The sequence below is a fragment of the Streptomyces sp. NBC_00775 genome, assembly GCF_036347135.1.
In the GTDB taxonomy this organism is placed as follows: domain Bacteria; phylum Actinomycetota; class Actinomycetes; order Streptomycetales; family Streptomycetaceae; genus Streptomyces; species Streptomyces lutosisoli.
Genome location: NZ_CP108938.1, coordinates 7699737 through 7724248, shown reverse-complemented (window position 1 = coordinate 7724248; position 24512 = coordinate 7699737). Strand labels below are relative to the sequence as shown.

The 24512-nt window shown below is 71.5% G+C and carries 19 protein-coding genes; 10 read left to right on the top strand and 9 right to left on the bottom strand.

Annotation, left to right across the window (positions count from 1 at the left end):
* Window positions 1-40 precede the first annotated feature (40 nt).
* Entirely contained in the window at window positions 41-1048 is a 1008-nt protein-coding gene (locus OIC96_RS34320; protein WP_330304128.1) for a Gfo/Idh/MocA family protein, read from the top strand.
* Between the two features lie 78 nt (window positions 1049-1126).
* Window positions 1127-1894: an SDR family oxidoreductase gene (locus tag OIC96_RS34315; RefSeq protein WP_330304129.1), complete on the top strand. Its 768-nt coding sequence runs from the start codon at window positions 1127-1129 to the stop codon at window positions 1892-1894.
* Between the two features lie 274 nt (window positions 1895-2168).
* Here the strand turns inward: OIC96_RS34315 and OIC96_RS34310 are convergent, their stop codons facing one another.
* The gene (locus OIC96_RS34310; RefSeq protein WP_330304130.1) at window positions 2169-3380 is read right to left on the bottom strand and encodes a D-alanyl-D-alanine carboxypeptidase family protein; all 1212 of its coding nucleotides are present in this window, start codon (window positions 3378-3380) and stop codon (window positions 2169-2171) included.
* A gap of 387 nt (window positions 3381-3767) precedes the next feature.
* Between OIC96_RS34310 and OIC96_RS34305 the strand changes: the two genes are divergently transcribed.
* Both OIC96_RS34305 and OIC96_RS34300 read left to right on the top strand, forming a co-directional pair.
* Entirely contained in the window at window positions 3768-5243 is a 1476-nt protein-coding gene (locus OIC96_RS34305; RefSeq protein ID WP_330304131.1) for an ABC transporter permease, read from the top strand.
* An 89-nt stretch (window positions 5244-5332) separates the two neighbouring features.
* On the top strand, window positions 5333-6100 hold the full coding sequence (locus tag OIC96_RS34300; RefSeq protein WP_330304132.1) for an ABC transporter ATP-binding protein: 768 nt from the start codon (window positions 5333-5335) through the stop codon (window positions 6098-6100).
* 49 nt (window positions 6101-6149) lie between these two features.
* Here OIC96_RS34300 and OIC96_RS34295 read toward each other — a convergent pair whose 3' ends face one another.
* Both OIC96_RS34295 and OIC96_RS34290 read right to left on the bottom strand, forming a co-directional pair.
* Window positions 6150-7157, bottom strand: a complete 1008-nt coding sequence (locus OIC96_RS34295; protein WP_330304133.1) for an aldo/keto reductase — start codon at window positions 7155-7157, stop codon at window positions 6150-6152.
* Window positions 7158-7244: 87 nt separating this feature from the next.
* A complete protein-coding gene (locus OIC96_RS34290; RefSeq protein WP_330304134.1) occupies window positions 7245-7571 on the bottom strand; it encodes a nuclear transport factor 2 family protein in 327 nt (108 codons plus the stop codon).
* A 133-nt stretch (window positions 7572-7704) separates the two neighbouring features.
* On the opposite strand from OIC96_RS34290, the gene OIC96_RS34285 reads away from it, so the two are divergent.
* From OIC96_RS34285 to OIC96_RS34260, 6 genes are all read left to right on the top strand, one after another.
* Window positions 7705-8259: a DoxX family protein gene (locus OIC96_RS34285; protein WP_330304135.1), complete on the top strand. Its 555-nt coding sequence runs from the start codon at window positions 7705-7707 to the stop codon at window positions 8257-8259.
* A gap of 45 nt (window positions 8260-8304) precedes the next feature.
* The gene (locus OIC96_RS34280) at window positions 8305-8646 is read left to right on the top strand and encodes a MazG-like family protein (RefSeq protein ID WP_330304136.1); all 342 of its coding nucleotides are present in this window, start codon (window positions 8305-8307) and stop codon (window positions 8644-8646) included.
* A 194-nt stretch (window positions 8647-8840) separates the two neighbouring features.
* Window positions 8841-10163: a hypothetical protein gene (locus OIC96_RS34275; RefSeq protein WP_330304137.1), complete on the top strand. Its 1323-nt coding sequence runs from the start codon at window positions 8841-8843 to the stop codon at window positions 10161-10163.
* A 201-nt stretch (window positions 10164-10364) separates the two neighbouring features.
* Window positions 10365-12203, top strand: a complete 1839-nt coding sequence (asnB, locus tag OIC96_RS34270; RefSeq protein WP_330304138.1) for an asparagine synthase (glutamine-hydrolyzing) — start codon at window positions 10365-10367, stop codon at window positions 12201-12203.
* Complete coding sequence (locus OIC96_RS34265) at window positions 12203-13735, top strand: AMP-binding protein (protein WP_330304139.1); 1533 nt, start codon at window positions 12203-12205, stop codon at window positions 13733-13735. Before asnB ends, OIC96_RS34265 begins: the two co-directional genes overlap by 1 nt.
* Window positions 13728-15908 (top strand): condensation domain-containing protein, encoded by a 2181-nt coding sequence (locus OIC96_RS34260; protein ID WP_330304140.1) that lies wholly within the window; start codon window positions 13728-13730, stop codon window positions 15906-15908. The genes OIC96_RS34265 and OIC96_RS34260 overlap by 8 nt, the downstream gene beginning before the upstream one ends.
* 73 nt (window positions 15909-15981) lie before the next feature.
* On the opposite strand, the gene OIC96_RS34255 is transcribed toward OIC96_RS34260, so the two are convergent.
* The 6 genes from OIC96_RS34255 to ccrA form a co-directional block, all read right to left on the bottom strand.
* On the bottom strand, window positions 15982-16908 hold the full coding sequence (locus tag OIC96_RS34255; protein ID WP_330304141.1) for a diiron oxygenase: 927 nt from the start codon (window positions 16906-16908) through the stop codon (window positions 15982-15984).
* Window positions 16905-19757, bottom strand: a complete 2853-nt coding sequence (locus OIC96_RS34250) for a condensation domain-containing protein (protein ID WP_330304142.1) — start codon at window positions 19755-19757, stop codon at window positions 16905-16907. The genes OIC96_RS34255 and OIC96_RS34250 overlap by 4 nt, the downstream gene beginning before the upstream one ends.
* A gap of 104 nt (window positions 19758-19861) precedes the next feature.
* On the bottom strand, window positions 19862-21133 hold the full coding sequence (locus OIC96_RS34245; RefSeq protein ID WP_330304143.1) for an MFS transporter: 1272 nt from the start codon (window positions 21131-21133) through the stop codon (window positions 19862-19864).
* On the bottom strand, window positions 21117-21365 hold the full coding sequence (locus OIC96_RS34240; protein ID WP_330304144.1) for an acyl carrier protein: 249 nt from the start codon (window positions 21363-21365) through the stop codon (window positions 21117-21119). The genes OIC96_RS34245 and OIC96_RS34240 overlap by 17 nt, the downstream gene beginning before the upstream one ends.
* On the bottom strand, window positions 21358-22947 hold the full coding sequence (locus OIC96_RS34235; RefSeq protein WP_330304145.1) for an amino acid adenylation domain-containing protein: 1590 nt from the start codon (window positions 22945-22947) through the stop codon (window positions 21358-21360). Before OIC96_RS34235 ends, OIC96_RS34240 begins: the two co-directional genes overlap by 8 nt.
* A complete protein-coding gene (gene ccrA, locus OIC96_RS34230; RefSeq protein WP_330304146.1) occupies window positions 22944-24332 on the bottom strand; it encodes a crotonyl-CoA carboxylase/reductase in 1389 nt (462 codons plus the stop codon). Before ccrA ends, OIC96_RS34235 begins: the two co-directional genes overlap by 4 nt.
* Window positions 24333-24512 lie beyond the last annotated feature (180 nt).

Here is a 24512-nt window from a genome sequence, read left to right as displayed (position 1 = left end):
GAACGGAGTGTTCGGGGTCACAGAGCAAGGGCGGGCGACGATGGCGGGCGAACGCGAACGCGTGCGGTGGGGCATTCTGGCGACCGGCGGGATCGCCGCGGCGTTCACGGCGGATCTGGTGGACATGCCGGACGCGGAGGTCGTGGCCGTCGCCTCGCGCACGGACGCCTCGGCGAAGGCGTTCGCGGAGCGGTTCGGGATACCGAGGGCGTACGGGGACTGGGCGTCGCTGGCCGAGGACGCGGACGTCGACGTCGTGTACGTCGCCACTCCGCACTCGGCGCACCGGGTGGCGGCCGGGATGTGTCTGGAGGCCGGGCGCCATGTGCTGTGCGAGAAGGCGTTCACGCTGAACACAGCGGAGGCCGAGGAGCTGGTCGCGCTCGCGAGGCGGCACGACCGGTTTCTGATGGAGGCCATGTGGATGTACTGCAATCCGCTGGTCCGGCGGCTGAAGGCGCTCGTCGACGACGGTGTGATCGGTGAAGTGCGGACGGTGCAGGCCGACTTCGGGATCTCCGGGCCGTTTCCGCCCTCGCACCGGTTGCGCGACCCCGCGCAGGGCGGCGGCGCGCTGCTCGATCTCGGCGTCTATCCGGTGTCGTTCGCGCAGCTGCTGCTCGGGGAGCCCTCGGACATCGCCGCGAGAGCGGTGCTCTCCGACGAGGGCGTCGATCTCCAGACGGGAGCACTGCTCTCCTGGGAGAGCGGTGCTCTCGCTTCGGTGCACTGCTCTATCAACGGCGGCACCCCCGTCGCCGCATCCGTCACCGGCTCCCAGGGCCGTATCGACCTCCCCGACGGCTTCTTCTTCCCGGACCGCCTGGTGCTGCACCGTGACGGCCGCGACCCCGAGGAGTTCACGGCCGACCCGGCGGACGGCCCGCGCACCAGCCTCAAGCACGAGGCCGCCGAGGTGATGCGTGCCCTGCGCGCCGGCGAGACCGAGTCCCCGCTCGTCCCCCTCGACGGCAGCCTCGCCGTGATGCGGACGCTCGACGCGATACGGGATCGCATCGGCGTCCGCTACCCCGGCGAGACCGGCTGACGCCATCCGGGACGCCGGCCGCACCCTGCCGGACGTGGTGCTCATGGACGTACGCATGCCCGTCTACGCTGCGGCCCCATGAACGCCACGCATCCCAAGCAGACGAAGATCGCGGTCGTGACCGGAGCGGGCTCCGGCATCGGCCGTGCCGTAGCCGCCGAACTGCTGCGCACCGGCTGGTCGGTGGCGCTGGCCGGACGCAGGACCGAGACGCTGGAGGAGACCGCGGCTCTGGTGCCCGAGGGGCCCTCGCTCGCCGTACGCACCGACGTCTCGCGGCCGGACGACGTGGCCGCCCTGTTCGCGGCCGTACACGATCACTTCGGACGGCTCGACCTGCTCTTCAACAACGCCGGTACGTTCGGCCCGGGCGGCGTCCCGCTCGAAGAGCTGCCGTACGAGGCGTGGCGGCACGTCGTGGACACCAACCTCAACGGCGCGTTCCTGTGCGCGCAGGCGGCGTACCGGCAGATGAAGGAGCAGGAGCCGCAGGGCGGCCGGATCATCAACAACGGCTCGATCTCGGCGCACACCCCGCGCCCGCAGTCGATCGCGTACACCGCCACGAAGCACGCGCTGACCGGGCTGACCAAGTCGCTGTCCCTGGACGGGCGCCCGTACCGGATCGCCTGCGGTCAGATCGACATCGGGAACGCGGCCACCGACATGACGGAGCGCATGCGAACCGGAACCCTCCAGGCGAACGGCGAACTGGCGATCGAGCCGGTGATGGATGTGGCCGATGTGGCGCGCACGGTCCGGCACATGGCGGAGCTGCCCCTGGAGGCGAACGTGCAGTTCGCGACGGTGCTGGCGACGACGATGCCGTACGTGGGACGCGGCTGAGGCGGACGTGCCCACGTCGTCAACGGCTGGTCAACGGCTCGTCAACAACTCAACCTGCACAAACGGAAGCTGAACCTCCGGACCATATAGGCCGGTAGTGGGCTTATGCTCAACATCTCCTCCATCAGAGCTTCACACTTGGAGCACCAGACTTCGGTACGGCCACTGGTCCACACCGAGGGGGGAGGTGGCAGCCGTTCCGCGGCCCGGGTGGGGGTGGACCTCGCGTGGGACCGCGGGGTGTGCACCGGACCGTGGAGCGGCTGCCCCGCAATCAGCGCCGGTGGCGGCCGTCCGTCACGTCGTCCGCCACGTGGTCCGCGGAGTCCTCCACCGCGCTGTCCGCCGAGCCCCCGGCCGCCTTGCGCCGGCGGTTGCGCAGCGCCCATACCCCGCCCGCGAGCAGCAGAGCGGCTCCCGCGGCCCCGCCGGCCGGCCCCCACGAAGAACCGTCCGACGCGGCAGCCGCGGCCGGAGCGCCCGCGGCCGCCTTCGCCGCCTTGTGCGTGGGTGTCGCGCTCGCGCCGCCCTCGCTGAGCGGATCGACCAGCGTGCCGACCGGCTGGGCCTTGGCCGCGTTCTTGAAACCCCAGTCGAGCAGCTGGGCCGTCTCCTCGTAGACGCCGCTGCCGCCGCTCTTCGGGTGCATCACCGTGACCAGGAGGGTCCGCCCGTCGCGGGTCGCGGCGCCGGTGAAGGTGTTGCCGGCGTTGCTGGTGTAACCGTTCTTCACGCCGATCAGACCGTCGTACGTCTCCACGCCCCACGCGCCCGTGAGCAGCCGGTCGGTGTTCTGGATCTGGAAGGTCTTCTTGCCGCCGGCCGGGAAGTCGGCGGTCTTCGTCGAGCAGTAGCCGCGGAAGTCGGCGTCGGCGAGGCCGTGCCGGGCGAAGAGCGTCAGGTCGTACGCGGACGACAGCTGCCCCTTGTGGTCGAAGCCGTCGGGGCTGACCACATGGGTGTCCAGGGCCTGCAGATCCTGGGCCTTGGCCTGCATCTGCGCGACGGTCTCGGCGACGCCGCCGTTCATATGGCTGAGCACATGCACCGCGTCGTTGCCGGAGCGCAGGAAGACGCCCTGCCACAGCTGCTCGACGGTGTACGTGATGCCGGGCTTGACGCCGACGAGACTGGAGCCCGCGGGTATCCCGGCGAGGTCGGCGTCGGTCACCTTGTGCTTCTCGGTCCGCTCGAACTTCTTCAGCACGGTGTCCGCGAACAGCATCTTCAGGGTGGACGCGGGCGCCAGGCGCTTGTGCGCGTTGAACGAGGCGAGCACCTCGCCGCTCTCGTGGTCCGCGACCAGCCAGGCGCGGGCGGTGAGCCTCTTGGGCAGCCCCGCGGCTCCGCGTACCTGGACGCCGGTGCGGCCGAGCCGTTCACCGCCGATCGTGGTGGCGGCGTACGAGGGGGAGGCGGCGGCCAGCGGGACGGCCGCGGCGAGGCCGAGAGCGGCACGACGGGAGAGCCGAGAAGAATCACGCATCCCGGGACCGTACAAAGCGCGTCCGCGAGGCGGTACAGCGGGGTGATAAAGGAAAGGAACACCGCGTCCAAAGACACGGTAAAGCGGCACGGCGTGAAGGCGCGCGCAAGGGCGTGCAAGAGGCGCGGGCCCGCCCCCTACGACCGTCCACCGTCCCACCGGGAGATGCGTACCGGGCGGGCCCGCTGTTCTTCACCGAGGAGTCACTCAACAGGCGTTTCCTGGCAGTACGCCCTAGAGACCTTAGGAATCAGCTGTCTTACGGAATATTGATTTCGGTCGCCACTTTCTCAGCCCTCACACATCTCTTACTCAGCCCGACTCAAAGGTTCCTCCATAGCTTGTGGCCGCGCCCACAGCGGGCGCCAAGAACCTTTGAGGAACGGGATGTTTGGCATCTATCTCAAGCGTGAGCTGAGCCGGCGCAAGAAGGCGGCGCTGGTGATCGCCATGGGTCTGGCGCTCGGTATCGCGCTGGTCATCACCGTCAACTCGGTGTCGGCCGGCATGCAGCAGGCTCAGGACAAGGTCCTGAAGTCGCTGTACGGGCTCGGCACCGACATGACGGTCACGAAGGCCCAGACGGCACCCACGAGCAGCTCCTCCGGCCGGCCGAAGTTCAACTTCGACGCCAAGTCGAACGACAGCAGCGACACCCAGAGCTCGGACCGCGTGATGACCCAGGGCGGTCAGTCCCTGAAGTCCTCGCTCGTCACCAAGGTCGCCGCGCAGAAGGGCGTGGCGAGCGCGGTGGGCGCGCTGAGCCTGAACGTCACCAAGGTCGACGGCTCCTTCACCCAGGGCAAGGCGAAGTCCACCACGGGTTCCTCCAGCTCGCAGCAGGGCGGCCCCGGCGGCCAGAGCAGCGGCAGCACGGGTGCCCCGCAGGTGCAGGGCGGCGGCGCCTCCTTCGACGTGAACTCGTACTCCGTCGCGGGCGTCGACGTCACCAACCAGGACCTCGGCCCGCTGGCCACCTCGAAGATCTCCACGGGCAAGACCTTCACGGCGTCGCAGACCAACGCGAAGGTCGCGGTGCTCAGCAAGTCGTACGCCAAGGAGAACAAGAAAACGGTCGGCAAGACCATCAAGATCTCCGGCACCAAGTACACGATCATCGGTATCGCCACGCCCGACAGCAGCGAGTCGACCACCGATGTCTACCTGCCGCTGAAGCAGGCGCAGTCGCTGGGTGACTCGAAGAACAAGGTCACCACGATCTACGTCAAGGCGACCGACTCGAAGCAGATCGCCACGGTCAAGAAGACGATCCAGGCGAACATCTCGGGTACCACGGTCACCACCTCGGCCGACCTCGCGGACACCGTCTCCGGCTCGCTGTCGACCGCCTCGAACCTGGCGACCAGCGTCGGCAAGTGGCTGTCCATCGCGGTTCTCATCGCCGCGTTCCTGGTGGCGGCGCTGCTCACCTCCTCCGCCGTCTCCCGTCGCGTCCGTGAGTTCGGCACGCTGAAGGCGCTCGGCTGGCCGTCCCGCAAGGTCACCCGCCAGGTCGTCGGCGAGTCCATGGTGAACGGTCTGCTCGGCGGCGCGCTCGGCATCGCCCTCGGCCTCGGCGCCGCGTACACGGTGACGGCGATCAGCCCGAAGCTGACGGCGGAGCTCGGTTCCACCAGCACCGGCGGTGGCGGCATGGGCGGCCCCGGTGGCGGCGGTCCCGGCCAGCAGGCGGCTTCGGCGGCCAAGAACACCATCGACATCGCGCTCTCCGCGCCGGTCTCGCTGACCACCATCGCGCTCGCCGCGAGCCTGGCCATCGCGGGCGGTCTGATCGCCGGTGCGATGGGCGGCTGGCGCGCCTCGCGGATGCGTCCCGCGGACGCGCTGCGCAGCGTCTCTTAATCCCCTTCGAGCACCACCCCTGAGCTGGGGCGCCGCGTCCACTCCCCCCGGGCCGCGGCGCCCCACCCCCTGCATCTTCGGAGACCTTCATGTACAAGCTCACCGGCGTCACCAAGCGCTACACACGGGGCAAGGAGACGGTCGAGGCGCTGCGCGGCATCGACCTCGCCATCGAGGACGGCGACCAGCTCGTCATCCAGGGCCCCACCGGCGGCGGCAAGTCGACGCTGCTCCAGATGATCGGCGGCCTGGACCGCCCGACCTCCGGCAGCGTCGAGCTGGACGGCGTGGACCTCGCCTCCATCAGCGAGGCCAAGCTGACCCGGCTGCGCGCCGAGAAGATCGGCATCATCTTCCAGTCGTTCAACCTCATCCCGACGCTGACCGCCCAGGAGAACGTCGAGACGGCCCTCGTGCCGCTCGGTGTGAAGCCCAAGGAGCGGCGCGAGCGGGCCGCCGAGGCCCTGACCTCGGTCGGTCTCGGCGACCGCCTGGGCCATGCGCCGTCGGAGCTGTCCGGCGGCCAGCAGCAGCGTGTCGCCATCGCGCGCGCCCTGGTCAAGAAGCCGAAGGTGCTGCTCGCGGACGAGCCGACCGGAAACCTCGACGAGGGCACCCGCGACGACATCATGGGTCTGCTCGAAGGGCTGTGGCACGAGTACGGGCTGACCTTCATCATGGTCACCCACGACTCGTCCATCGCCCGTCGCGCGCCGCGCCTCGCGACCATCAAGGCGGGGCAGATCACGCTGAAGGAACAGGGCGGCGCGCGCCGCGCGGCACCTCAGCAGTTCGCCCAGCAGCCCGAACAGCAGCAGCTCGCGCAGCAGCAGACGTACGGCGGTCAGGGCTACTGACCACCCGGCGGCCGTACGACGGCTGCTGCCCGTGCGGTCCAGGGGCCGCTCAGCGTCCGAGAACGTGGTCGACTTCGGTCAACTGCGCGGCGGTGAGCGGCCCTTCGGCGATCGCGCCCGCGTTCTCCTCGGCCTGGGCGACCGAGCGGAACCCCGGGATGGGGACGGTGCGCGGGCTGCGCGCCCACAGCCAGGCGAGAGCGCCCTGCGCGAGCGTACGGCCGCCGCTGGTGAGGATCTCCTTGAGGGCGTCGACCCTGGCCAGCCAGTCCGGGTCGGCGGTTCCGTCGGCCGTGAAACCGGGCAGCCACTCCGGCGGCTTCCTGCGGATGTCACCGGCGTCGAGAGCCCGCCCCGCCGTGTGCTTCCCGGTCAGCAACCCCATCGCGAGCGGACTGCGGTTGATGCTCGCGAGGTTCAACTCCTCGCAGACGGCCAGGAGTTCGGGCGCGTCCTGAAGGATGTTGAGACGATGCTGCACGGCCGCACAGTGCGCGCCCTCGGCGAAGACGGCCGCGCGCTCGGGGTCGTCGGTGCTCCACGCGTACGCGCGGATGAACCCCTCCCGTACGAACTCCTCGCAGATGTCGCGCAGTTGGGCGGCACGCTCCGGGTCGGCGTCGGAGAGGTGCAGCTGGTACAGGTCGACGTAGTCGGTGTCCAGGCGCCGCAGTGAAGCGGTCAGCGCGCGGCGGGCGTACGCCGGGGAGTCGTCGCTGCCGGTGAGCAGCCGGCGCTCCTCGTCGATCACGTTGCCCCACTTGGTGGCGAGGACCACATCGGCCCGTCGCTTGCCGAGGGCGCGCGCGAGGACGCGCTCGCTGTGCCCCGTGCCGTACGCGTCCGCCGTGTCGAAGAACGTCACGCCGAGATCGAGGGCGCGCCGGATCGCCCGTACGGACTCCTCGTCGTCGACCTTGCCCCAGCCCAGCGGCTGCCCGTCGGGTGTCCCCCACTCACCACCGATGGCCCAGCAGCCGAAGCCGAGGGCGCTGACCTCGATGCCGCTGCGTCCCAGTGTCCTGGGCCCCTGCGTCCTGTACTCAGTGGTCTCCATGCCGCAGGACGTTAGGAGTTGGAGCGCACACGAAGGCAAGTCCCTGATGTGTTACGGGGGTTACGTGCGGCCGGCTGGGGGGGGCGGTTACGCCTGGCCGGTCTCGAAGTGGGTGATCTTTCCGCCGTCGTCGACGGTGAAGCTCCACTTCGTCTTCATCTCGCCCCAGGTGTCGTTGCTGTAGTGGGCGATGAGCGCGCGGCCGCCCTTGGACTCGTTGTCGACGTCCATGTGGCCGTGGGAGGAGAAGATCTCCCGGTCGGTCCAGTCGTCGAGGTCCCGGTCGGAGCCGTCGTCGGACATGGTCGCGCCAGGCGCGAGCAGTGCCTGGAAGGCCGCACGGTCGTGGGCGTTCACGGCGGTGACGAAGGCCCGGACGGCCGGGTCGCTGAGTTTCGCTACCTGAATCGTCATGGGAGCCAGACTCACACCGGTCCCCGGCGCCCGCCACCCGAACGGCGGCGCGGGCGCGTCGGGCGCGGTCATCGGTGCGACGGTGGGACATGGGAGGGACCGGATATTGCCGCCGTCTGTTCTGGGAGTCACCGTGACGTGTATCGACCGAAGCGATCTGGGGCTGCTGTTGCTCCGTCTGGGTACGGGCGGGGTGCTGGCCGCGCACGGCGCGCAGAAGCTGCTCGGCTGGTTCGGCGGGGGCGGCCTGGAGGGGACCGGCGCGGCCATGGAGGCCATGGGCTACACGCCCGGGAAGGCGAGCGCGACAGCGGCGGGCCTCTCGGAGGCGGGCGGCGGCGCGCTGCTGGCGCTGGGCCTCGCGACCCCCGCGGCCGGTGCGGCGGCGGCCGGCGCGATGGCGGGCGCGGCGGCGGTGCACATGCCGAACGGGTTCTTCGCGAGCGGCGGCGGCTACGAGTACGCGGCGTCGCTGGGTCTGACGGCGGCGGGCCTGGCCGTGACGGGACCCGGCCGCCTCTCCCTCGACCATCTGCTGGGCCACACGGTGAACCGCGGCTGGATGGTGCCGGTGGCGCTGGGCGTGACCGCGGCGGCCACGGCGGTGGTCGTGGGCGCCCGGAACAAGCGGGTGCGGAAGGCGGCGGAGGGCGAGCAGGAAACCCTATTCGACGACTTCGACGAGTAGGAGCCGGGCAGCCGTGGCGGACGCTCCCTCTGGGAGGCTGGCCCCATGGCTGAGCACGCTGATGAAGACGTCTGGGACTCGATCGACCGCCTCTACGCCTGGCTGGACGCCAACCGGGCACACGCCGGCCAGGAAGGCCTGCTCCTGCGCATGCTGAAGCTGTCGGAGGAGGTCGGCGAGGTCGCCGAGGCGGTCATCGGCGCGATGGGCCAGAACCCGCGCAAGGGCACGAGCCACACCTGGGACGACGTCCGCTCGGAGCTGTGCGACGTCATGATCACGGCCATGGTGGCGCTGCGCACCCTGTCGCCTGACGCACGCGAGGTCTTCGCGACCCACTTGGCGGGCGTCCGGGAGAGGTCACTCGGACCTGGTCCAACTCCCTGACGGTGTCCGGGAATCCCTGACGGTGTCCGAAGGTGTTCACCTCTCGGACGTACGCCCGCCGCGTGGAGTTGGCGGGGGCGGCTGAGCCTTCTCGTCGAGATCACGCCGACGAAAGGGTCCCAGTGCAGGACTACGTTTTCCCCAGAGGCCGCAGGACGGTTGCCGTGCTGGGCGGGGTGCTTACGCTCACGGCCATGGGCATGGGAAGCCAGGCACGGGCGGCGAGTTACGGCACACCGAGTCTTGCGCTGTCGGCGGCGTACCTGTCGGGCTCGGTGGGCGCGAGCGGGGACCCGGTCGTGCAGGTGACGGTCGCTCAGAGCGGTGCCGACGCCGCCGCGCTCACCGTCACCGTGAGCAAGAGCAGCAAGACGTCCGTGGCCACCACCGGCGACGTCACGGTCACCGGAACCGGTGCCGCCCGGCAGGTCGCGGTCGCCGCGCGCGGCCAGGGCTACACCGACCTCACCGTGAAGGTGACGGGAGTCGACGGCCAGACGGCCACGAAGACGCTGCACTACGCCGCCTCCGCGGCCGTCCAGCAGTCCGCCGACAGCCGGTACTTCACCGGTTCCAGCGACGCCTCCGCCGCCGTCGACGTGGGCGGCGGATACGTGGTCGTCGCGGACGACGAGTCCAACAGTCTTCGCCTGTACGACCGTTCGGCCTCGGGCGCGCCCGTCAAGACCTGGGACTTCAGTTCGAACATCGGCGTCTCGAAGGAGATCGACATCGAGGGTGCCGCCCGTGTCGGCGACACCATCTACTGGACGGGCTCGCTGGGCAACAACAAGGACGGCGTGTACAAGTCGGCCCGCAACACGGTCTTCACGACCAAGGTGACCGGTTCCGGCGCGTCGACGGCGCTGTCGTACGCCGGCTCGTACGCGAAGCTGCGCGACGACCTCGTCGCCTGGGACGAGGCGAACGGCGACCGCTACGGCTTCGCGGCGGGCACCGCCGACGGCCAGGTCCCCAAGCAGATCGACGGCTTCAACGTCGAGGGCCTGGAGTTCGCCCCGGGCTCGACGACCACGGCGTACATCGGCTTCCGCGCGCCCCTCACCCCGGCGGTGACCGGCGGCAAGGCGCTCCTGGTGCCGGTCACGAACATCGACAAGGTGGTGGGCAGCGGGGCGTCGGCCACCTTCGGCACCCCGGTCGAACTCGACCTCGGCGGCCTCTCGGTCCGCGACATCCGCAAGAACGCGGCGGACCAGTACCTGATCGTCGCCGGTTCCTGGGCCGCCGACGACAACACCGACCCGTACGCCCTCTACTCCTGGGACGGCGACCCTGCCCACGCCCCGGTCAAGCGTGTCGACCTGCCCACCTCGGACCCCGGCGGCTGGGAGTCCGTCGTCGACGTCCCCGACCTCACCGTCCCCGGCACCCGAGCCCAGCTGATCACCGACAACGGCTCCGCCGACCTGTACGGCGACGGCACGGAGGCCAAGGACCTCACCCACGCGGAGTGGAAGAAGTCCCGGGCCACGTGGTTCACGGTGACCAGCTGACGGTGACCGGCTGAAGGTGACCCCCAACGCCGTGCGCGCATCGCGCTTCATGCCACCCATCGATCACGACGTGTCAACTAGCTGCCATCAAGGGTGACTTGCGGGGCGGCAGCCGCGATCCTCGTCCTCATCGACTGGCAGTGAGCAGCCGTCCGGGCCTGAAGCGTCGCAGGTGGGCACGATGTTGGGGGTTTGCATTACATGTGCGGAATTGTCGGCCTCGTCTCCTTCACTGACGACCTTTCGCGACGGCCCGATCTCTCCCAGGCGATGCACGGCGCGCTGGCGCTGCGCGGCCCGGACGAGGTGAGCGAATGGTCCTCACAGAGGGCCCTGTTCGTCCCCCGCAGGCTCGCCGTGGTCGATCTGGAGGGCGGACACCAGCCCGCCATCGCCACGGACGCCGAGGGCCGCGAGACGCTCGTACTGAGCTACACCGGCGAGGTCTTCAACTTCACCGAGCTCCGCGAGGAGTTGAGCAGGCGCGGCCACCGCTTCCGGGACCGCAGCGACACCGAGGTGGTGCTGCGTGCCTACCAGGAGTGGGGGCCCGCCTGCGCCGAGCGGCTGCGCGGCATGTTCGCCTTCGCGGTGTGGGACGTCGAGCAGGAGGAACTCGTCCTCGTCCGGGACCGGTTCGGCATCTACCCGCTGTTCTACGCGGAGACCCCCGAGGGCTTCGCGTTCGGCTCCGAGCCGAAGGCGCTGCTCACCACCGGACTGATCGGCCCGGTGGTGGACCGGGCCGGACTGCTGGAGGCGCTGTCGTTCACCCCGACGCCCGGCCGCTCCGTCTTCAAGCACACCCGTGAGGTGATCCCGGGCGAAGTGGTGCGCTACTCGCGCGACGGTGTCCGCCGCTCCCGCTACTGGACCTTCACGGCCCGGCCGCACACCGACGACCTGGCCACCACCGAGCGGACCGTGCGCGAGATCCTGGAGGACGTCATCCGGCGTCAGGTGACGGCCGACGTGCCGATCTCCTCGATGCTCTCCGGCGGTCTGGACTCCAGCGCGATCTGCGCCCTGGTCAACCGCTCCCTGGGCGGCGGCGAGCGGCTGCGGACCTTCTCCATGGAGTTCGCCTACCACCTGGACAACTTCCGCCCGGACGAGGTGCACGACTCGCCGGACGCCCCGTACGTCGCGAAGATGGCCGCGCACCTGGGCAGCGACCACCGTGAACTGCTCATCGACCGGCACCACTTGGCCGACGTGGAGGCCCAGGCGGCCGTCGTACGGGCTATGGACCGGCCGGCCGCCGGGCTCGACATGTACGTGTCGCTGTACCGGCTCTCCCAGGAGGTCCGCCGCTTCTCCACCGTCACCCTCACCGGGGACGGCTCGGACGAACTGTTCGGCGGCTACATGTGGTTCCACGACCCCTTCTACGTGAAGTCCCGGACCTTCCCCTGGCTCGGCGCCTCCCATCAGATGGAGTTCCTCTCCGGACTGCTGGACCGCGGCCTGTACGCCGACCTCGACTTCCCCGGCTACGTCCGCGAGCGGTACGAGGAGGCGATCGCCGAAGTCCCGCTCACCGGCGAGGAGTCCGCGCACGAGCGGCGGATGCGGGAGATCACCTACCTCAACATGACCCGGTACCTCAGGGTCATCCTCGACCGCAAGGACCGCCTCGGCATGGCCGCCTCGGTCGAGGGCCGGGTGCCGTTCTGCGACCACGAGCTGGTCGAGTACGTCTACAACGTGCCCTGGGAGATGAAGGTCGCCGACGGACGCGAGAAGAGCCTGCTGCGCGCCGCGGTCCGCGACCTGCTGCCCCAGTCGGTGCTGGAGCGCAAGAAGTCGCCCTACCCGACCGTTCAGGACCCCGCCTACCGCACGGGGCTGCGCGCACAGTTGAAGGCGATCACCGAGGACAGCGGGGCGCGGGTGAACGGTCTGCTCGACACGGACCGGGTCAAGTCGGTGCTCACCGACGCGACGTTCGGTCTCCGGGCCGGGGTGACGCGGATGAGCATCGAGGCGGCGGTGCAGATGCACCACTGGTTCGAGTCCGGTGTGACGGTCGAACTCTGATGTCCCTCACGGACGCGCTCGTCGTCGTCTGCGAGACCCACGGCAGCCGGATCGCGGTGCACCACGACGGCACGGAGTACACCTACGCCCAGCTGGCGGAGGCCTCCGCCCGGGTGGCGACAGGGCTGGCCGACCGGGGCGTGGTCCCCGGCGACACCGTCGGGCTGCTGGCGCCGCGCGGCTGGTGGCGCTGTGCCGCGGTCCTGGGCATCTGGCGTGCCGGGGCCGCTGTCGTCGCGCTGGACCCGGCACTGCCCCCGGAGCGACTGGCCCGGATCGTCGGGGCCGCCGGGACCGCGCTGGTACTGCGCGACGCCGCCGTCCCGTCCGTGGACCTCGGCTCCGGGTACGTCGGCCCGGACGCACACCGCGCCGAGGCCACCGTCCAGGGCCTGCACGGGGCGGCGGCTCCCGGCCCCGCGCCGTCCCTGACCGGGCCGGTCGCCTACGTCGTCGCCACCTCGGGTTCGACGGGTACGCCCAAGTGTGTGGCGGTGCCGCCCGTCGTCCTGGAGGACCTCGCCTCCTGGCACCTGGACACGTGGGAGTGGCCGCGGGCCCCCCGCACCACGCACACGGCGTCCGTCGGCTTCGACGTCGGATTCCAGGAACTGGTGGCCACCTGGACGGCCGGGGCCACGCTGGTCGTGGTCGACGACACGGTCCGGCGCGACCCGTTCCTGCTCGCGGCCCTGCTGCACGACCAGGCCGTGGCGCGCGCCTTCCTCCCGGTGACCTCGCTGCACGCGCTCGCCGTCGCCGTCCCGGTGACCGGCCACCGGCTGACGGCACTGCGAGAGATCGTCGTCTCCGGGGAGCGGCTGGTCGTCAACGAGGAGGTGCGCAGGCTGTTCGCGGGCCTGGACGCGACGCTGGTCAACCAGTACGGGCCCAGCGAGACCCACGTGGTGACGGAGCACCGGCTGCCGGGAGCCCCGGAGGACTGGCCGGTGCATCCACCGCTCGGCGGCCCCGCCGTCGGGGCGGAGCTGCTGCGACTCGCGGACGGCGTACTGGCCCCCTTCGCCGAGGGCGACGAGGCCGAACTGGTGGTGGCCGGGCGCTGCCTGGCCCTCGGCTACCTCGGAGACGACCGGCTGACCCATGCCAAGTTCCCGGAACTTCCCCATGTCGCCGGAGGCAGCCGGCGCGGCTATCTCACCGGCGACAGGGTCCGGCTGGAGGACGGTCTGCTGCACTTCGTCGGACGCATCGACGACCAGCTGAAAGTGCGCGGTTACCGGGTCGAGCCGGGCGAGGTCGAAGCCGTACTCGGCCGGGTCCCCGGTGTGCGCCGGGCCGCCGTGATCGGCCACGGCCAGGACCGTACGACAGCGCTGCACGCCTATGTGGTGCCCGACCCCGACGCGTCCGGCCCGCTGGACGCCGCGGCCCTGCGCGCGGCCTGTGCCGCGGCCCTGCCGGACTACATGGTGCCCGTCCGCTACATCGTCGTACCGGAACTGCCGTTGACGGCCAGCGGCAAGGTGGCACGGCGCGCACTGCGGGACAGCGGGACGGCACGTGTCTGAGCCGACGCCGACGACCGGTGCCGTACCCGCCGCGCCGCCGGCCGGTGTTGTGCCCGCCGCGCCGCCGGCCGGTGCCGCGCCCGGCCCCGCGCTGGTCCGGCTCTCGCCGGCCCAGGAGTCCATGTGGCTGGAACAGCAGCTGCATCCCTCGGCCATCAACGGCGGCTTCCTGTCGGTGCTCCTGCGCGGTGACGTGACCGCGGAGCAGGTGCGGGCCGCCTGTCTGATCGTGTGTGACGACCATCCGCAGCTTCGCGGCCTGGTCGTCACACACGAGCCAGACGGCTCCGAGACCGGCGGCTCCGGGGCGCGGATGGCGATCCACCCGGCGTCCGCGGTCCTCCAGTTCGAGGAACTGCCGCTGCCCGCCGCGCCGGGCGGGGAGCTTGAGACGGCCCGCCGCTGGTACCGCGAGAACCGTGTCGGGCCCTGGGACCTGACCGTGCGCTCCCCCATCGCCTTCTCCCTGTTGGACCACGGCGAACAGCGGTGCACGCTGGTGGTGGGGGTGCACCACATCGCCTTCGACGGACGGTCCAAGTTCGTGTTCGCCCGTCAGTTCCTGAGCGCCCTAGCCGCGCTGCGCACGGCGGCCGGCCCACCGGAGCGCCAGCGCCAGGACCTGCCCGAGCATCCCGAGATCGACCAGGAACTCGACGAGGTGCTCCAGCACTGGCTGGCGGCCGATCTGCTGACACTGCCCGGACTGGTGCTGCCCCGGGGCGACGGGGCCGACCCCGGGGAGGAAGTCCGGCCGACGCCCCGCTTCGATCTGCCCGCCGAGCACTGCGCCCGGCTCAGGACGCTCACCAAGGAGGCGGGGGCCAGCTTCTTCACCGGCCTTGTGGCCTGCCTCGCGGCCGTGCTGAGCGAGTACGGCAACTCCCGGTTCGTCGTGGGGATTCCGGTGGACACCAGCGTTCCCCGGACCCGGGATCAGATCGGCCTCCAGATCAATGTCGTGCCCTGTCTGATCGAGGTGGAACGGGACGCGAGCTTCCGCGACCTCCTGGCGATCAGCGCGCGGGCGCTCGGCCTGGTGCACCGCTACCGCCGGGTCCCGTTCGGCTGGGTGCTGCGCGAGCTGCGCCGGCGCCACGGGGTGGACGTCAGCCAGGGCGCCTTCGACCGGATCGGGGTGTCCTACCCGACGGTGGTCCGTGATGTCGGCGAGGTGCCGGGCCTGGAGTGCGACTGGGACTTCTTCGCGCCCAACTCCACCCGGTCCTTCGAGGTGATCCTGCAACTCCGGCGGGAGGGTGACGCGGCGTACGGGCGGCTGGACTTCACGGCGGCCTCGCTCGATCCGGCGGGCGCGATCCGGCTGACCGCCGACTTCACCCGGTTGCTGGGGCAGCTCACGGAGCGGCCCGACACCCCACTGGGCCTGCTCGCGCAGGGATACGTACGGGCCGCCTCGACGGGGCGCGACGCGTCACCGTCACCGGGCGACGGTGGTGGTGTGCGGGGATCCTTCGCCGAGCTGACCGCCGTGGCGGCAGGGCCGGACGCCTCGCGGGTGGCGCGCTGCCCCGTCGAGCAGTTCCTGCCGACACCGGCGGTGGCCGCCTTCTCCCGCGCGGGCGGGCGCGTCCTGCTGGACGTCGTCGATCCGGCGCTGGGCCGGCTCGGCGGCTGCGCCTGGCGGGCCGACGATCCGTACGGGATCTGGCTCACCGACCCGGCCCCCGGCCTCCGCTTCCAGGTGACGGACCCGGCCGGGCGGGCTCTGCCACCCGGCATCCCCGGCCTGCTCGGGCTCGCCGACGACCCGCGGCCCGGTGCGCTGCGCGCGTGGATCGACGCGGCCGACCGGATCCGCCTGCTGGGCCCGGTGGACCTGGCCCACGGCTGGGCCGGCCGGCTCCTCGACCGCGCCGACGCCGAGGCCGTGATCGCCGCGCTGCCGGGTGTGCGCGAGGCCGCCGTCCTGTGGGAGCCGAGGGCCGGGGACGCGGTCCCCCGGGTGTCCGCGGTGGTCGTACCGGTCGCCGGTGCGGATGCCGGTGCGGATGCCGATCGGCGCCTGTGGCGGCGTACCGTCCGGCGCGCCTGGCCGTCCGGCTGGCCCCAGCCCGCTGTGCACGTCCTCGACTGTCTCCCCCGTACGCCCTCGGGCACGGTGGACCGCGCGTCGCTCGGCACGACGCTCAGCACGGCGCTGAGGGGCTGATCCCCTCCGTCGGCCGACCCTTCCGTCAGTCGGCTGTTCCGTCAGTCGGCTGTTCCGTCAGTCGGCTGTTCCGTCAGTCGGCGAGCCCCAGCACCCGCAGCTGTTCCTGTGCCTCGGGGATGTCGAAGGCGCCCACGTACTCGCACAGCCCCAAGGTGTGCCGTCCGGCGTCGCGCACCGCCGCGACGAGCGTCTCCTCGCGGTAGCAGTCGCGGATCACCTCCTCGGCGCGGTCTGTGGTGAGGCCGGCCGAGAGCAGGGCGGCGCGGACCGGGCCGAGGTCGGGGCGCAGGCAGTCGTTGACGAAGTGCGGCATGCCGCACGCCACCTTGACCCGCAGCGCCGGGGAGAGCCCGGCCCACAGTTCCTTGAAGAACCGGGTGAAGTAGGCGTGGTGGTGCACCTCGTCACGGACGTGGTCGCCGACGACCTCGCGCACCACGCGGAACACCGTCTCGTCGCGCGGTATCCGGCTGAGGAACCTGGTCACCACGGTCTCGAAGGCGACAACCTGGAGCAGCTGGGCGAGCGAGCCGTGGTCCGGCAGGAAACGGTCGGCGGTGCGGTCCAGCCGCTCCATCCGCGGACCGAAGTCGTAGGGCAGCACCGGGACGGCCGTGACCTTCTCGACCTGCTGGACCACGTCCAGGCTGAACAGCGCGTGGTACGCCTCGTCGCTGTAGATCTTGAAGGCGTCCAGCCGGGCGCCGGGCCCCACGTCGAGGTCGGTCTCGCCGTGCGCCACCATCGCGGCCCCCCGGTTGACGACCTTGGTCTCCAGGTGTGCGGTGAACTGCATGTACTGGTAGAAGTGCTGGGTCAGCAGCGCCCGGCGGCCCTCGGCGCCGAGGTCCGCGAGCCCCTCGTGGCGCAGATGCGGGACCAGCGCCTCGGGGAACACCTTCAGCCCCGCCTCGCGGTCCTCCTCCAGCATCCGGCGGGGCGCGCCGCGCACCCCGGCGCTCTCGTACCAGTCCTTGGCGACCCGAGGGTGCGTCATGACCGCTCGATCCGCTCCAGGAACGCCGCCACGACCTGCTCGACGGCGGGAGAGCCGAGCACCTCGGTGTGGGTGCCGGGCACGCTGCGCACGTCGAGTTCCCCGTGCAGGCCCTCCCAGCTCGCGGCGAGCGCCTCGGGGTATCCGGGCGGGTTGTCCGCGCACAGGAACAGCTGGACGGGCGCCGCGGGCAGGGCCGGTGCGCACTCGGCGACCAGGCCGAGCAGCCGGCCCCAGTCCTCCAGCATCCGCGCGGCCTGCTCGGCGGGCGTCTCGCGCAGCGCGGCCAGGTCGACGCCGAAGCGGCGCATCAGCAGCTGCCGCCCGGCGGTGGCGCCGAGCACGCCGGTGCCGTCCTGGCGTACCGACGCGGCGAGCGCGAACAGTTCGGCGCCGGTGCCCGACATCCGCTCGGCGTCCTCCCCGGTGCGCTGGGCGAGGGAGTCGAGCAGGGCGACCAGTGCCACGTCGTGGCCGAGCGCGCCGAGTTCCGCCGCGACCGAGTGCGCCAGGACTCCGCCGAGCGACCAGCCGAGCAGGGCGATACGGCGGCCGGGCAGGGCCCCGGCCAGCGTGGCGGCGTACCGGCTCACCAGGTCCTGGTAGGAGGTGTCCTCGGGGTGCGTGCCCGCGACCCTTTCCAGGCCGACGACCTCGACGCCCGCGGGGAGCAGGGAGACGAGGTCGCCGTAGCACATGAGGGTGCCGCCGACGGGGTGGATCAGGGCCACCGCCAGGGGAACACCCCCTAGGTCGCCGGATCCGCCGTCGCCCTCCCGCAGCCGGACCAGGCCGCCGGCCTCCGCCGGTGTCCCGTCGGCCAGGACCCGGGCCAGCGCGGCCACGGTCGGGTGGTTCATGAACACCCCGACGCCCAGCGGCCGGCCGAACTCCTCGGCGACCCGCGCGACCAGACGTACGGCCAGCAGCGAGTGGCCGCCGAAGTCGAAGAAGTTGTCGTACCGGCCGAGGCCGGGTACGCCCAGCAGCTCCTCGAAGAGGCCGGCCAGCCGCCGCTCGGTCTCGTCCCGCGGTTCCTCGTCCGCCGGCTCGTCCGGCCGGCCGTCCGGCTCCGGGCGGGCGGCGACCAGCTCGGCCACCGCGTCGAGGTCGGGGCGGCCGTCCGCGCCGGCGGGGATCGCCGCGCAGAACACGATCCGCTGGGGAACGAGATGAGCGGGCACCCGGGCCTGCAGATGGGTCAACAGCTCGCGTGCGCTGGGGAGTTCCGTGCCGGGACGCGGTACGACGCAGCCGACGGTCTCGTGACCGTCGCCCTCGCCCTGCGCGCAGGAGACGATGACGGCGGCGCTTACGGCCGGGTGGGCCGCCAGGGCCGCCTCGGCCGGGTCGCGCCACAGTTCGAAGCGGCCGTCCGGGGCGAATCTGCCCCGCTCGCCGGTGGCGGTGGTGACCCCGGCGGAGGGGTCGCCGGTGTGCACCGCGCCGTAGAAGCCGAGCGGCAGGGGGCGCAGCCGCTCGTCCAGGACGTACCGGCCGGCCCGCGTGCCGAGGGCCAGTACGTGTTCGAGGTCGTCGGCGTCCATCAGTTCCACGTCGCCGACCGGGGCGTCCGGAGCGGCCAGCAGACCGTCGAGGAGGTGCAGGAACACCGCCACCACGCGCTCCACGGTCTCCTTCGTGAAGCGCTGCGCGCTGTAGGCGAAGTCGCCCTTGAGCACGCCGGATTCGTGCAGCAGCGTGAGGGTCAGGTCGAAGTGGGAGGCCGGCCACACGAACGGCAGCGGCTCCACCTGAAGACCGGGGAGGGTCCAGTCCTGCTCCACCTTGCGGCGGTTGAAGACGAGGGCCGCCTGGAACAGCGGGTTGCGGGTGGACTCGCGTGCCGGGCGCAGTGCGTCCACCACCGCCTCGAAGGGCGTGTCCTGGCGTTGCAGACTCTCCAGAACGGTCCGCCGGGCGGTCTTGAGCAGTGCGGCGAAGCCCTGCTCGGGCACCACCGCGCCGCGCAGGACGACCGTGTTCTGGAAGAAGCCCACGGTCTCGGCGAACCGCAGATCGATCCGGCCGCTCATCGGGGTGCCGACCGCGATGTCGGCGGCGCCGGTCCAGCGGTGCAGCAGCACCATCAGCGCGGCGTGGAAGACCATGAACTCCGAGACCCGGTGGCCGCGGCACACCTCGGCGAGCCGCGCGGCGGTCTTCTCCGGCACCGTGAATCCGACCCGGTCCCCGGTGAACAGGCCGTGCTCCTCGGGGATGTGCTCCTCCGGCAGCGGCAGCACGGGCATCCCGGCCAGCCGGTCGCGCCAGAACGCGAGACCCGCGGGGTCGGGCTCGGCCAGCAGCCCGGCGCAGAAGTCCGCGTACTGGTGCTCGGGGCCGGCCGCGGGAAGGGCGGCCGGATCGCCGTAGAGCCGGTCCAGCTCGCCCGCCAGCGCGGTCGCGGCGACCTCGTCGATGATCAGGTGGTGGAAGCACAGCACCAGCGCGTGGTCGTCGGGGCTCAGCTCCACCACGTCGACACGCATCAGCGGGCCGCGTACGACGTCGAAGGGCTGGGCCGCCCGCCGTACGGCCTCCCCGGCCGCCGTCTCCGCGTCCGCTCCCGGCAGCCGCGTCCAGGACACCTCGACCGGGGCGGCGGCCTCGGCGGAGTGGATCAGCTGAAGGACCTGGCCGTCGCGCTCCTCGACGGTCAGGCGCAGCGCCTGATGCCGGGACTGCAACGCGCCCACGGCGGCACGCAGCCGCTCGCGGTCGAGCCCGCCCCGCACCCGCAGCACGATGGGCACGTTGTAGACGGCGCTGTCCGGAGCCAGGCAGTGCAGGAAGTACACGCCTCTCTGCTGCGGCGTCAGCGGCAGCGCTATGGGGGCGCTCGTCACGGTGTCTCCCAATCCATGTCTGGGGCGAGCGGGTTGTGTGCGGCCCGGATGCGGCCTGGATAGGGCCTAGATAGGGCCTGGATACGGTGCGTTCGCGGGGCCCATCAGTCGGCGGCGGCGGCCGGCTCGGCCACGCCCGCCGTGGCGGGCCGCGCCTCATCGGCGTGGTCGAAGCCGCGTACGCGAAGGGCCAGATAGCAGGCGCTGGTACCGATCAGGGCGACCATGACGACCAGCAGGATCCGGTAGTCGACGGTGGCGATCAGCGCGGCACCGGTCGCCACGGACAACACCTGGGGGGCGGTGGCGAGCATGCTCGCCACCGACGCGACACGGCCCTGCAACTGCGCGGGAGAGTTCCGCTGCACCGAGGTGTAGAGACCGACGACCGCGCCGGGGGTGCCCAGGCCCATCACGAACACGCCCGCCAGGGCCGCGACGATGCCGGGCAGCACCACAATCGCGCAGCCGAGGGCCATCATGCTGAGGCCGCACACGGTCAGCAGCCCCTCCCTGCCCGGCCCCACCCGCTTGAGTACGCGCATGCCGGCCAGGCCGCCGAGCACCGAGCCGATGCCCTTCGCGACGGTGAGCACACCGACGAACGCCGCGCTGCGGTGCAGGCCCTGGTCGGCGATGGCGTAGATCACCGTCTCGATGAAGCCGAAGCCGAGCAGACCGCCGCCCATGGCGATGGACACCGCCCGCAGCCGCGGCGTGCGTGCCAAGTGGCGCAGGCCGGCCATCAGTTCCTGCGGAAGCGTGCCCTCGGGGGGCTTCGGCGCGGGCTCGTCCACCCGGACCGCGAGGACGCTGAACGCGCAGATCAGGAAGGTCGCGACTTCCACTCCGGCCACCAAGCGGGGGCCGAAGCTGACGTACAGGAGCGAGCCGATCGCGGGGGCGGCGAGCATGCCGGCCTCCTGCACGGTCCGCAGCAGTGCGTTGGTCGGTCCCAGATCGTCGGCGTGCACCAGATTGGTGAGCAGGGCGCTGCCCGCCGCGTTGTGCATGCCGACGCCCAGTCCGATGCCGAACAGCACCAGGTAGAGCAGCCACGCCTGGTGCTCGTCATGGACGAGGAAGGCCAGACAGACCCAGCCCGCCAGCACGAAGTTGAGCAGGGCGATCAGCGGCCGGCGGCGGAAACGGTCCACGACCAGGCCGAGGAACGGGGCGCCGAGGCGTGGCACCACATAGGCGGCGAAGGCCAGTCCGGCCATTCCGTTCGAACCGGTCAGGTCCTTCATCCAGACGCCGAGGGCGATCCACAGGGCCGCGTCGCCGAACAGCGAGACGCTGGTTCCGGCGATCCACAGCCGGACATCGCGTTTCCCGGGCTTCCGGGCCACCGGCGTCTCAGTTTCGGTCGGCATGTGCGCTCTCCAGTTCCGCAGTGAGTTGTGCGACCGTCGGGTTGTCGAACACGGTCAGCAGCGGAACCTCGATCCCGAGCCGTTCCTCCAGCAGCGCGCTCAGCCGGGCCGCCACCATCGAATCCCCGCCGAGGTCGAAGAAGTCGTCGTCGGGGCCGATCCCGTCGATACCGAGCACCTCGTGCCAGGTCTCGCCGACGGTCCGCGCCAGCCCCGCTCTCAGCTCAGACATAGTTCTCCTTGCGTCGCCAGTCGGGAGTCGGTAGCGCGGGCCGGTCGACCTTGCCGTTCGCCGTGACGGGCAGCGCGTCGACGGTCGCGAACACGGTCGGGACCATGTACTCGGGCAGCCGCTCGCGTACGTAGGCACGCAGCGCCTTGCGGTCGAGGGGGCCGGTGGTGGTCACCCAGGCCACCAGCTTGGGGTCGCCGACCAGGTTGTCGCGGACCCCGACGGCGGCCTGGCGCACCTGCGGGTGCGCGGCCAGCAGATTCTCGATCTCGCCGGGTTCCACCCGGTGCCCGCGCAGTTTGAACTGCCCGTCGATACGGCCCAGGAACTCCAGCACGCCGTCGTCCCGCCGGCGCGCCAGGTCGCCGGTGCGGTACCAGGTCCGGCCGGCGGCATCGGCGACGAAACGCTCCGCCGTCAGGTCGGGCCGCCGCCAGTAGCCGTGCGCGACACCGGCCCCGGCGATCCACAGTTCACCCTCAGCGCCCTCCGCGCCCTCCGCGCCCTCCGCGCCCTCCGCGCCCTCCACACCTTCGTCGACCGCCGTGCCGGACTCGTCGCGCAGCTCTGCCGAGGCCCCCTGAATGGGTACGCCGATCGGCACCGAGTGCGCGAACTCCTCCTCCGGGGCGATCCGGTGGCACACCGAGAAGGTGGTGGCCTCGGTGGGTCCGTAGCCGTTGACGATCTCCAAGTCCGGGGCGGCCGCCCGGAGTTTGCGCACATGTTCCACGGACAGCACGTCACCGCCGGCCAGCACCACGCGCGCCCCGCTCAACGACTCCGGGGAGAAGTCGATCTGGCGGTGGAACAGCGCGGCGGTCAGCCACAGCACACTGATCCGCCGCTCGCGCAGCAGCGCGCCCAACTCCTGCGGCCCGACCGGAGAGGCGGGCGCCGGCTCCAGCCGGGCCCCGTTGAGCAGGGCACCCCAGATCTCGAAGGTCGCCGCGTCGAAGGCGACCGGCGCGAGGTGCAGCACGCGGTCCTCGGGAGTCAGCGTGACGTAGTTGGGCTCGGTCACCAGATTCAGTACGGCCCGGTGCGGGACCATGACGCCCTTGGGTCGGCCGGTGGATCCCGAGGTGTACATGATGCAGGCCAAGTCCTCGGGGGTGGCCGGGAGTTCGGGGGTGATGGGGGGTCCGGGTGCGGCCCCGCCCTCGTCCGACGGCTCCGGACGCGCCGCCCCGCCGCCTTCACGCAGTACGGGCACGTCCTGGTTCTCCAGCAGCGCGGCGCCGGCCGTGTCGCACAGGGCGAGCCTGACCTCGGCGTCGGCGAGGATCCCGGCCAGCCGTGCCGGAGCCTCGCCGAGGTCCACCGGCAGGTACGCCGCACGGGCCTTCAGCACCGCGAGCAGACCCACCACGAGGCCGGCCGACCGCTCCAGGCACACCAGGACGCGATCGCCCGCGCGGACCCCGGCCGCGACCAGGTCACGGGCCAAGTCGTCGGAACGGCGGTCGAGTTCGGCGTAGCTGAGCCGCTCGGCCGCTGTAGCGACGGCGACGGCGTCGGGGCGGTGCGCCACCTGCCGCCGGAACGCCTCGGGGATCGTCACCGGCTCCGGGATCGTCACCGGCCCGTCACCGCCCCGGCGCTCCCCGCGGCGCTCGCCGCGGAGCTCCCCGAGGCGTGATCGCGGAACAGCCGCAGCCGCTCCTCGCCGACCTGCTGCCGCAACGCCTGGTCCGTCACGCCCTGCCCCTCGGCGGTGGCCAGGTTGAGCAGGCCGACCTTCCCCTCGTGTGCGTTGAGCTGGACCGAGCGCGTGGCCTCGGGCGCCTCGTGCAGCGGGTAGACGCGCGACAGGGCGGGCACCACCATGCCCAGGCGCATCAGTCGGTTGGCCTCGCATGCCTCGTCGGCGTTGGCCCCGTGGCTGCCGATGATCCGCTTGAGCTTCATCCAGAGGTAGCGGTTGTCGTACGCGTGCTGGTAGCCGCTGCTGGATCCGCAGGTCACCACCGTGCCGCCGCGCCGCACCACGTTCACCGAGGTCTCGAAGGTGGCCTTGCCGACGTGTTCGAAGGCGACATGGGGGTCCTCGCCGAGTTCCTTCCGGATGACCGAGCCCAGGGCCTTCCAGGCGGATCCCGGATCTCCCTCGCCGGTGTCGCCGAGGCCCACGCTGTTGCGGTCGACGACGAGATGACAGCCCAGGCGGTCCATCAGGTCGGCCTTCGCGGTGGAGCCGACGACCCCGACGGCGATACCGCCGGCCTGCCGCACGAGCTGCACGGCGTACGAGCCCAGGCCGCCCGCCGCGCCCCAGATCAGCACGATGTCCCCGGCCTTGATCCGGGCGCCATTGTCGCCGATCAGCATGCGGTACGAGGTCCCGAGGCACAGGGTGTTGCAGGCGGCCTCCTCCCAGGACAGGTGCGGAGGCTTGGGCACCAGCTGGCTGGCGCGCACCACGGCGAAGTCGCCGAAGGCACCGAAGTTGGTCTCGAAGCCCCAGGCCAGCATGCCGTTGGTCATCATGCCGTCGCGCTGGGAGACCGGGTCCTGCTCGTCGATGTAGGGCGGGTTGACCACCACGCGGTCACCGGGCGACCAGTGCCGCACCGCGCTGCCGACCCGGACGACCACACCGGCCGCGTCGGAGCCGACGACCTGGTAGTCGAGGTCGTGCCGCGCGGTCCAGCGGTCCTGGCGGCCGAACTGCCTAAGGAAGCGGAAGGTGGACACCGGTTCGTACAGGGCCGACCAGACGGTGTTGTAGTTCACGGCGGAGGACATCACCGCCACCAGCGCCTCGTCCGGCGCCAGTTCCGGCATGGGCACCTCACCGACGTGCAGTGTGCGGCGTACGTCCTTGTCACCGGACGACTCGGAGCCGTGGAACAACTGCTCGTCCGCACGGCGCAGAAACACCGCGCGGTAGGACTCCGGAACCTCGCAGGCCATCAGCTCGGCGGGATCGGCGCCTTGCTGAACCGCCTCGATGAGACTCGCCATCTTGATACTCCGGTTCGGGATCGTGGTGCGCCAGTGAGGAGGATCGTGGTGCGTCGGTCGGGAGGATCGGGGTGTGCGTCGGTCGGGACGATCGGGGTTGCACGTCGGTCAGGACGATCGGGGTTGCACGTCGGTCAGGACGATCGGGGTTGCACGTCGGTCAGGACGATCGGGGTTGCA